Raw genomic sequence first — 8,205 nt, forward strand, 5'->3', positions numbered from 1 at the left:
GGACCAAGTTTTACAAAATCAAAGAACTGAACGAGGACCTAGAAAATGTTCAGGTCATTGCCAAGATCCGAAAAACAGAAACCATTGGAGATGCAAGGAGAAAGCGGTTGGTAGCCTACATTTATGATGAGACCGGAGAGATGGAACTCACCTGGTTCAAAGGAATCCAATGGGTCGTCAAAAGATTGCTGATTGGACCGGCATTTGTCTTTTATGGCAAGCCCAACAAATACGGGCGAAAATTCAGCATCGCCCACCCCGAAATGGAACCCCTATCTCAGGTGCAGGAAGAAAAGAGTTTTTTCCAACCGGTTTATTCTACTACAGAAAAGCTGAGGGCAAAATACCTGGATTCCAAAGGGATTTCAAAAATAATGGAGGGTCTGGTACAGGTAGCTTATCCGCAAATTCAGGAAACATTACCCTTGGATATCATTCAGCGGTTTAACTTGATCTCAAAACAAGTAGCACTGAAGCAAATTCATTTTCCCGAAAACCCCGAAATCCTGAAAAAGGCAAGGTTTAGGCTGAAATTTGAAGAATTTTTCTTTGTGCAGCTGAGGTTATTGAAACTGAAGCTCACGAGAACAGAAAAGTCCCAAGGACAGATTCTCAACCAAACGGAACTGCTCACAAAGTTTTACAAGGAGCATTTGCCTTTTGAGCTGACCGAAGCACAAAAGAGAGTGGTCAGGGAGGCGTTTGGGGATATGAAATCGGGAAAGCAGATGAATCGCCTGATCCAAGGTGATGTGGGCAGTGGCAAGACCATGGTAGCCTTTATCTGTATTTTGATTGCCGTTAGTTCCGGGTCACAGACCTGCCTGATGGCACCAACAGAGATCTTGGCCAATCAGCATCATGAAGGCTTAAAGGAATATGCGGACCTGATGGGTTTGAGAATTGCCTTGCTGACCGGATCAACCAAAAAGTCCACCCGGAAAATCATCCATGAAATGTTGCTTTCGGGCGATCTGCATATCATTATCGGAACCCATGCCCTTTTGGAAGATATCGTTCAGTTCAAAAACCTTGGTTTGGCTATTGTCGATGAACAGCACCGTTTCGGTGTGGCACAGCGGGCTAAACTTTGGGCAAAGAACGAGAATTTTGTTCCACATGTATTGGTCATGACGGCCACTCCCATCCCAAGGACATTGGCGATGACATTGTATGGTGACCTTGACATATCGGTCATAGATGAAATGCCCAAAGGGAGGAAACCAATCCAAACCGTGCATCGCTATGATAAGGATCGCTTGAAAGTCTTCGGGTTTATGCGCAAACAGATTTTGGAAGGAAGACAGGTGTATGTAGTCTATCCTTTGATTCAGGAATCAGAAACATTGGACCTGAAAAACCTGATGGATGGATATGAAAGCGTTTGCCGTGCTTTTCCTGAATTTCCGATCAGTATTGTCCATGGAAATATGAAAGCACAGGACAAGGATTTTGAGATGCAGCGATTTGTAAAGGGGGAAACCAAAATCATGGTGGCTACTACGGTGATAGAGGTTGGTGTAAATGTTCCTAATGCTTCGGTGATGATTGTTGAAAATGCGGAAAGATTTGGTTTGTCACAGCTGCATCAGTTAAGAGGAAGAGTTGGCAGAGGTGCAGATCAGTCCTATTGTATCCTGATGACCAAGTATGAATTGTCAAAAGACAGCCGGGTACGTTTGGCGACCATGGTCAGAACCAACAATGGTTTCGAGATTGCAGATGTTGACCTTAAACTTCGCGGCCCAGGAGATTTGATGGGAACGCAACAAAGCGGGGTTGCAGACTTATTAATTGCTGACTTGAGTAGGGATGCTCCGATTCTGACCATGGCACGGGATGCGGCGCAACTGCTTTTACAGGAAGACCCTGACCTGTCACAGCCCCAAAATGCCATGGTTCTCCGTCAGATCAAAAACCAAAAGAAACATGCGATCAACTGGAGTAGGATCTCTTAAGTTTTTACCCAGATTACATTAAACAGAAAAGACCTGCCAGGTTTTCAAAACCTGGCAGGTCTAAGCCATATTCCTAAAATTACAATTGATTTATATCACAACCCTCTGCCCTGTTTCAGCACTTTTTAGGATGGCCTGTACAATTCTGATATCCCGTAATCCCTCCTCACCGGGAACAGGCATTGGGTCCCCTGCCATGATGGCAAGCGAATCCATATCCATTTGGTTGGCCTGTTGCCAAGGCACCTGATAGGGAAAGTTAATTTCACCCAGAGGACTCGTTCCTTTTATACCTGCATAGGCAGAAAATGGTGCCATCTCAATGGTTCCTTTTTCACACGTGATATTCAAAAAGTTTACATTTTCGGCAAATGATGTTTTGATATTGCCCATGACTCCTCCTGGAAATTCCAGTTGGGCCTCCACGATTTCACTCAATCCATCTTTGTAGATTTCGGGTCTTTCCTGCCGGATTTTGGCCGAATTTACAGCATTCGGTTCCATATTGGAGCCCAATCTTGCCCCCTGAATGGCATAAACTCCCATATCATAGATTACTCCCCCGCCCATTTCTTTTTTCTGTTTCCAATGGTCAGTTCTTCCCTCACGGTATCCTGCCGCACAATCCACTTGGGTTACTTTTCCCAATAGACCTTCTTTGACAATTCGCTGATATTCCAAAGTATTGGGTTCATGTTGGCAACGGTATCCAATAGAAAGCGAAACATTATTCTTTTTGCAGGCATCAATCATGGCCTGACACTCTTCTACTGTCACAGCCATGGGTTTTTCACACCATACATGCTTGCCGGTCTGTGCGGCCTTGATGGTATAGTCCATGTGCATGGAAGGAGGCAGCACTATGTAGATGACATCAATGTCAGGATTGTCTGCAATCCCTCCCATGTTTTCATAGTTGTAAATATTCTTATCAGGGATATTGTATTTTGATTTCCAGTCAGCAGCTTTTGAAGGTGTTCCCGTTACAATTCCGGCCAGATAACAGTGTTCTGTCTGCTGTAAAGCAGGTGCCAGAAGATCAGTACTATAGTAGCCCAAACCTACCAAGGCAACTCCTAGTTTGTCTTTTTTTGGAGTATTGCTACAGGAAATTAATGTAAGAGGGGTAATAAGACCTATTCCTGTGCCCAGGGTTAAGGTTTTGAGGGTATCCCTTCTGCTGATGTTTTTCATGGTTAAATAGGTTTAAAGTTAGTTCTTTGATTTTATTGAGTTTTTAATTTAAGACTTTTTAATCACTGCTTCAAAAAAATAATTAAATTGGGAGTAATCCTAACCAATTTACATAACCTGATCTGACATGAAAAAGCTAATCTTACTTATTTTGATATTGATTCCTATGATTTCCATTACACAAGCGCAAGTTCAACCCTATCTGAATCTGGAAGAAGCGCTGAGGATTTCTGATGCCGCAGAGGAAAAAGCTCGTGAAGAAAATTGGAATGTTGTCATTGCCATCTTGGATGGCGGAGGACATTTGATAGCGCTTCGAAAAATGGACGGTGTCCAGATCGGCAGTGTGGAGGTAGCCCAGGCTAAAGCAAAGTCAGCGGTATATTTCAAAAGGTCCACCAAGGTTTTTGAGGATATGATCAAAGGAGGTGCAACACACCTTGTGCCATTGCCCAACGTCATGCCTGTGGAAGGAGGTCTGCCTATTTTCAAAGATGGTGTTTGTGTAGGTGCCATAGGTATCTCAGGAGTCACCTCTGCACAGGACGGGATTATTGCGGAGGCGGGATTGGCTGCACTTTGATTTCAGAAGGAGGAATAAGAAATCCGATTCTTACTGCAATCCATTCCATAGACTTGATTTTTACTTCTAAAAAAGATAAAAATTGGCTGATTTCAAATTCTTCCATCCCCCGCACCCTGAATTGAAAGGTTTTATAAACCGTATCATGTTGTGTCACTATCATTTTGACTCTGGAGGACGAGGAAAAGTATATCCACATCCTCCTGTGCCCGATCATACTCTTATTTTTTACTTAAATGATCATGTAACCTGTAGGAATTATTTTAAGGATGATACTTTCAAACTCCCAACAAGTATAGTGATAGGTCCTCAGGTAAATAGAGTGGACCTGACCATGGGCAAGGATTTGTTAGTTATACCAGTGGTTTTTGCACCGGGGGGACTTCATCGCATGCTTGGTGTGCCTATGTATGAGATGCTCGGATATCCATTTGATTCGACACTTTTTTTGGGAAGGGAAATAGGAGAGGTCAATGAAAAGCTTTTGGAGGCTACCGATTATTATCATATGGTTTTAATCGTTGAAAATTTCCTGCTTCAAAAAGTAAGAAAACTTAAACAAATTTTACCAATTGATATGGTATTGGGGGAATTGGCATCAACCGGACAAAATATTAAAATCGATCAAATTTCTCATAAAGCCTGTATCAGTGTACGGCAATTAGAGAGGCAATTCAAAGAAAGAATTGGCGTGACTCCAAAGACATATACCAAATTATTGAGGTTGACAAAGGCTTGGAAATTTTTTGAAAACAATCCACAGGCAACTTGGTCCCAAATAGCTCACCTATGCCAGTACGCAGATCAGATGCATTTGATCAGAGACTTTAAGGAATTTACCGGACTTACCCCAACAGCATTGGAAGCAAGATTAAACAGTACTGATCTTAGAATTCAGTCGGAAACATTTGAATGACAAAATGTTGTCGCTTTTGATCTATTCCAAAGGTTATTATCCAGATAACTTTGGAATAAAAAGTCATGAAATTTACCTCCACAACAATCTTAAACCCAATCACACCAAAATCACCTTTTGAGAAGACAGATAGCAAAGGAATTTTTTATATTGGAATGGCCTTGGTCGCCATAGTGATCGCTATAGCCGGATTCGGGCCTACAATGGTGGATACCGAAAGCCGGAGAGAACCTGTTAACCTTGCTGTGGCAGTGCATGGTGCCATTTTCGGAGCATGGCTTGTCTTGTTTCTTGCCCAAGCTATACTTGTTTCAAAAGGAAAGATTTCATTTCATCGGAAAATGGGCTATGTGGGGGCAGTTTTGGCTATCCTGATGGTGGTCTCTGGTTATTTGACTGCCATCAACATGGCGCGGCGCGGCTACGATCTGAGTGGGGATTTGATCCATGGTGTCAATGATCCCATAACATTACTCGCACTTCAACTTGGGGATATTTTCACTTTCGGTTTGTTGGTCGGAATTGCGATCTGGTATAGAAAGCGTTCGGATATTCATAAGCGGTTGATGCTTTTGGCCACTGTTGGAGCCCTAATGCCCGCAGCCTTGACACATATTATTGGTCATTCTCCTGTCTTACGGGAGATTCAGGCCCCAATAATTGTCATTCCTTTGTTTTTACTCCTTTTTGCAAGTGCCATTCGAGATAGGATTTACTTGGGTCGGATCCACCCGATTTCGTTATGGGTTGCCTTGGCTATGTTTGTTTGGTCCAACTTACGGGCAGTGGTTATAGGCCCGAGCGAGTTTTGGCATGAAATTGCGAATTGGCTGATTCAGTAATATTGCCGAAAGAGTTTTCTATAAGGGGTGTGATGGAATTTTTGGAAAGGGTTAATTCTTTGAATTGAAAAAACCTGCCAGGTTTTATTTGATCGAACATTTAGTTGTAAATAATCCTGATTCTAAACCTGGCAGGTTTAACCGAATTTTTCTAAGAAGACAAAGTAAAATTAACTAGAAAGTAAATTATACTTTGTAACTTGACGCTATGAAAAAATTGATCTTTCTATTTGTATTATTGCCTTTTTTTACTTTTGGGCAGACCGGTATTTTTGAATTGAATCAAAAACTCGGAAGGGGAATGAACATGGGAAATATGTTTGAAGCACCTTCTGAGGGAGAATGGGGAAATCCTTACAGGAATGATTATTTCCAAAGGATTAAAGAGATTGGTTTTGACCACGTGCGAATTCCGATTCGATGGGATACCCCTGCAAGAACCCAAATGACTTCACCTTATACCATCAATCCCACTTTTTTTAGTAGGATCAAAGAAGTGGTTGATCTCGCCCTTGAACAGGATTTGATGGTCATAATCAATATGCACCACCATGATGCGCTTTTTCAAAATCCTGCGCAAAACAAGGACAGGTTTATTTCCCAATGGAACCAAATTGCTGATTTTTTTAAAGATTATCCTGAAGAGCTTTTGTTTGAGGTCATGAACGAGCCCCATAACCAATTGAACCCTGAATTATGGAATCAATATTTTGCTGAGGCTTTGATTGAAATCAGACAGACCAATCCGGACAGAGCTGTTTTGATTGGCACTGCGTTGTTTGGTGGTGTAGGAGGAATTTTCCATCTGGATCCACCCGAGGATGACAATATCATTGTGACGGTCCATTTTTATAATCCTTTTACTTTTACCCATCAGGGTGCGGAATGGGTGGGAGATCATTCGCAGAATTGGTTGGGCACGGAGTGGCTGGACCTGCAATTTGAGAGAGATGCCATTGAACAGGAAATAGCACCTCTGATTTCATTTTCCACCGAAAGAAATATTCCCATCCACATGGGAGAATTTGGCGCTTACAGCCGTGCAGACATGGAGTCACGGGTACGCTGGACCACTTTCCTAGCCAGATATCTGGAATCAATAGGGTTCAGTTGGGCCTATTGGGAGTGGAGTGCAGGGTTTGGGATTTTTGATCCCCAAAATAACCAATACATTCAACCTTTGGCTGATGCGCTATTACATAATGAAATGCCGGAACCCCGGCAGGCACATTTGGTCACACTTTATGAAAGCAATTTTGAAAATTCCAATGATGGCTGGAATATTTTTACCCAACAAAATGCACAGGCAGGACTTTCCAGAAGTCAGGGAATCCTTCATGCAGCCGTTTCTCAAATAGGATCAGAAAATTGGCATGTACAGTTGGTCAGAAGCAATCTATTGCTGGAGAACGGCAAAATGTACCGTTTTTCATTTGAAGCCAGGGCAGAACCCAATATGTCAGTCGGATTTTATATTGGAAAGGCCTCGGCTCCGTTCAACAGCTACAGCGGCTTTCAAAACACTCAATTGTCTGATGAATACCATGAGTATTCTACCGTATTTCATATGAACGACCCTACTGATCCCAGTACCAGAATTGTTTTTGACTTGGGGATGCAAATGGGGAATGCATTATTTAGGAAAGTAAAGGTGCAGGAGGTGGATTTGGTGATTTCTTCTCTAAAGGAGGAATATCCGGAAAAGGTCAATATTTTTCCTAATCCGGTCAGGGGTTTACTTACCATTGACAATATCCATCCAGGCAGTCAAATTGAACTCTATAATTCAATGGGCCAAAAATTGGATTTATTCAGGGTAACAGGAACTCATCATGATATAGAAATGAGCCAATTGAAACCCGGGATATATATGCTCAGAATTTTCGGGAACAACCAATTGGAAACCCGTAGAATCATAAAAAAATAGTATTTTTTTGCATAAATAAAAAAGTGCCCCATCAGACTGATAGGGCACTTTTGTAGCTAATATGAGATTTATAACCCTTTTAGGATTTTATAAAGAGTCCGCCAATGGCCAGAACTTCCGCCATAGTCAACGGCTCGTCGTAAGCCTCTGTCACACCATCCACTCCTATAGGAGTTACAGAACTTGCATCGACACCACCTTGTATAAGGTTATCCTCTCCATCATAAACTGCTTGGGTTACCGGAGGCATTCCTGCACCTCTTTGGTCTTGGGTAATCCATCCTTTGAGCCCTCTCAGCCTTCTGACTTCTGAAGCATGTCTTGCCTCTACAGAGTGAATCTGTAAGGCGGCAGTCAATACCCCCCCGCTGCTCATCAGATTTGCTGCCTGACCTTTATAGGCACGGACACCGGTATCTTCAAAAGCTTGTGCAAGAACCAAAAACTGAGTATAATCCGTAAAGGGTTTAAAATTTCCCCCTGCCGTAAAATCAAAAGTTGGCTTATCGATGGGAGTACCCCCTGAACCACTGATGGCAGATTTAAGAAATTCCACATGATCTACCTCATGTTTTTCTATTACTTCAAATATGGCCTTATCCTTTCCGGCAGGAATGAGATTCTTACAGGAAAGGCCTGTGGTATAAAATTCTGCTTCCAGAAACTCCAAGAGCAGGGCAAAGTTCAACACATCCAATACCGATACCGAACCTTGGGCATAGGCTTTATTGCTGGCAACAGAAGCCAATCCTACAGGAACGGCCGCCATCGCAATATTTTTACCA

Annotated in this window: 7 protein-coding genes; 5 read left to right on the plus strand and 2 right to left on the minus strand. The window is 42.5% G+C overall.

Going from position 1 to position 8,205, the window contains the following annotated elements:
* The coding region (recG, locus tag ACEW8O_RS17360) for an ATP-dependent DNA helicase RecG (protein WP_373495892.1) at positions 1–1,958 on the plus strand (1,958 nt) is incomplete at its 5' end.
* Between the two features lie 90 nt (positions 1,959–2,048).
* On the opposite strand, the gene ACEW8O_RS17365 is transcribed toward recG, so the two are convergent.
* Positions 2,049–3,152 (minus strand): Gfo/Idh/MocA family protein, encoded by a 1,104-nt coding sequence (locus tag ACEW8O_RS17365; RefSeq protein ID WP_373495893.1) that lies wholly within the window; start codon positions 3,150–3,152, stop codon positions 2,049–2,051.
* Positions 3,153–3,279: 127 nt separating this feature from the next.
* Between ACEW8O_RS17365 and ACEW8O_RS17370 the strand changes: the two genes are divergently transcribed.
* The 4 genes from ACEW8O_RS17370 (at position 3,280) to ACEW8O_RS17385 (ending at position 7,420) form a co-directional block, all read left to right on the plus strand.
* A complete protein-coding gene (locus ACEW8O_RS17370) occupies positions 3,280–3,735 on the plus strand; it encodes a heme-binding protein (RefSeq protein ID WP_373495894.1) in 456 nt (151 codons plus the stop codon).
* 82 nt (positions 3,736–3,817) lie between these two features.
* Positions 3,818–4,651 (plus strand): helix-turn-helix domain-containing protein, encoded by an 834-nt coding sequence (locus ACEW8O_RS17375; RefSeq protein WP_373495895.1) that lies wholly within the window; start codon positions 3,818–3,820, stop codon positions 4,649–4,651.
* 65 nt (positions 4,652–4,716) lie between these two features.
* Positions 4,717–5,493, plus strand: a complete 777-nt coding sequence (locus tag ACEW8O_RS17380; protein ID WP_373495896.1) for a hypothetical protein — start codon at positions 4,717–4,719, stop codon at positions 5,491–5,493.
* 208 nt (positions 5,494–5,701) lie between these two features.
* Positions 5,702–7,420: a cellulase family glycosylhydrolase gene (locus ACEW8O_RS17385; RefSeq protein ID WP_373495897.1), complete on the plus strand. Its 1,719-nt coding sequence runs from the start codon at positions 5,702–5,704 to the stop codon at positions 7,418–7,420.
* 79 nt (positions 7,421–7,499) lie between these two features.
* Here ACEW8O_RS17385 and ACEW8O_RS17390 read toward each other — a convergent pair.
* A partial coding sequence (locus tag ACEW8O_RS17390) for a ferritin-like domain-containing protein (protein WP_373495898.1) occupies positions 7,500–8,205 on the minus strand: 706 nt, incomplete at its 5' end.

This window comes from Aquiflexum sp. (assembly GCF_041749095.1).
Taxonomy (GTDB): Bacteria; Bacteroidota; Bacteroidia; order Cytophagales; family Cyclobacteriaceae; genus Aquiflexum.